The following is a 1857-nucleotide window of genomic DNA, read 5'->3' as shown; positions in this document are numbered from 1 at the left end:
GTTGCAATGCGACGAAGGAGCCAGCAACGGCACCCGAAAACCGAGACCAAGGGCGCCGAAAACCCGCCGGAGCGAAGCGGAGGCCAAAATTCCAGCCTCGAACTGCAACAAAGTAAACCGAGCCATACACCCCCGCTCGGTGCGATGATGGCGTGGTGGCACGCGCAGAGGAACACGGCGACCGCTCCAGACGGGAATCCCGGCACGAGGAACAGACGGTGCGTCCCGGCACGCTGCTGGTCTCGGCTACCGAACTGACCGAGCCGTCGTTCCGGCGCACCGTGGTCTACATCGTGGAACACAACGACGCGGGCAGCCTCGGCGTCATCATCAACCGCCCCAGCGAGACGGCCGTGCAAGACGTGCTACCGCGCTGGGCCGATCTGGCGGCGGCCCCCGGCACGCTGTACCTCGGTGGCCCGGTGAAAAGAGATGCCGCACTGTGCCTGGCGACGGTCAAGGTGGGCACCGCCATCGATCGGTCGGCAGGCCTGCGCCGGGTCGACGGTCGCGTGGCGCTGCTGGATCTGGATTCGGACCCCGACGTGATCGGCCCGATGGTCGAGGGCATCCGCATCTTCGCCGGGTACGCCGGGTGGACGTTCGGGCAGCTGGAGGGTGAGCTGGAGCGCGGCGACTGGATCGTGTTGTCGGCGTTGCCGTCGGACCCGATCGCCCGCCGCACCGACCTGTGGGCCCAGGTGCTGCGCCGCCAGCCCTTGCCGCTGTCTCTGCTGGCCACGCATCCGATCGAACTCGAGCGCAACTGAGAACGTATCCCCCAGGTGTGGGCACTACACCCGGATCTCTGATCCGACGATCGACCTGGTGAGCAGATGGCGCGTTCACCCCGCTACCCCAGTGACGGAGCCGATACGCGGCCGTCGCGCAGCCGCGTTCCCGCGCTGCCCGTCGACAACGGTGATCCGGTCCAGGCGGAATTGCTGCGGGCGTTGTACGACGAGCACGGTGCGGCGCTGTGGCGCTACACCTACAGCCTCGTCCGGGATTCGGGCCGCGCCGAGGACATAGTGCAGGAGACGCTGTTGCGGGCCTGGCAGCGCCCGCACGTACTCGACCAGTCCACGGCGTCGGCGCGGGCCTGGTTGTTCACCGTGGCCCGCAACATGGCGGTGGACGAATATCGCAGCGCGCGGCATCGGCGGGAGTACCGCACCGACAAGCCGCCCGAGCAGGCGACGCCGGACCAGGCGGATCGCGCCCTGGACGGCTGGTTGATCGCCGATGCGCTGGCCCGGCTGAGCATCGACCACCGGGACGTGATCGTGCGCGCCTATTACCGTGGCCTGTCGACATATCAGATCGCGACGGAATTGGCCATACCCGAGGGCACCGTGAAGTCCCGGATGCACTACGGCATGCGGGCGCTGCGTTCGACGCTGACGGAGATGGGGGTGACGAAGTGACGGCGACCGCGCACGCGGCGGAGCCCGAGGGCGACGATTACGCGACGTGGGACGGCCCGTATGTGCTCGGCGCCCTCGGCCGCGACGATCGGCTGGAATACGAGGAGCATCTGGCGGTGTGCCCGTCGTGCCGGGCGGCGGTGGCGGAGCTGGCGGGATTGCCCGGACTGCTCGGTCAGGTGGATTCCGGTGTGGCGATGTCGTTCATCGATCCGATCGCCGGACATCCCGAGCGCGGCGCGGCGGCGCCGGCGCCCCAGATCCCGGAAGCGCCGCCGGTGGCGCTGGCCCGGCTGGCGGATCGGACGCGGCGGCAGCGGCGGCGCGGGCGGTTGTTCGCGGTGACGGGCGCGGTGGCCGCGGCCCCCGCCCCGGGGGCCCGCACGAGCCCGGGGACGGCCACGCGGAACGCGCGCCCCCCCCCCGCGGG

The 1857-nt window shown here is 70.3% G+C and carries 3 protein-coding genes; all 3 read left to right on the top strand.

Features of this window, described 5'->3' with window-relative positions; genetic code table 11:
* The first annotated feature begins 155 nt into the window (after nt 1-155).
* A complete protein-coding gene (locus tag QH470_RS08500; protein ID WP_280271726.1) occupies nt 156-770 on the top strand; it encodes a YqgE/AlgH family protein in 615 nt (204 codons plus the stop codon).
* A 66-nt stretch (nt 771-836) separates the two neighbouring features.
* Complete coding sequence (locus tag QH470_RS08495; RefSeq protein WP_280271725.1) at nt 837-1427, top strand: sigma-70 family RNA polymerase sigma factor; 591 nt, start codon at nt 837-839, stop codon at nt 1425-1427.
* Nucleotides 1424-1857: anti-sigma factor family protein (locus QH470_RS08490; RefSeq protein WP_280271724.1), on the top strand; the 434-nt coding region annotated here is incomplete at its 3' end. The genes QH470_RS08495 and QH470_RS08490, both read left to right, overlap by 4 nt.

Source organism: Nocardia wallacei (genome assembly GCF_029868745.1).
In the GTDB taxonomy this organism is placed as follows: Bacteria; Actinomycetota; Actinomycetes; order Mycobacteriales; family Mycobacteriaceae; genus Nocardia; species Nocardia wallacei_B.
This window is presented reverse-complemented; position numbering and strand designations above follow the sequence as displayed.

Coding starts and splice junctions, on each gene's coding strand:
- QH470_RS08495 (WP_280271725.1), top strand. CDS start 837: ATGGCGCGTTCACCCCGCTACCCCAGTGACGGAGCCGATACGCGGCCG.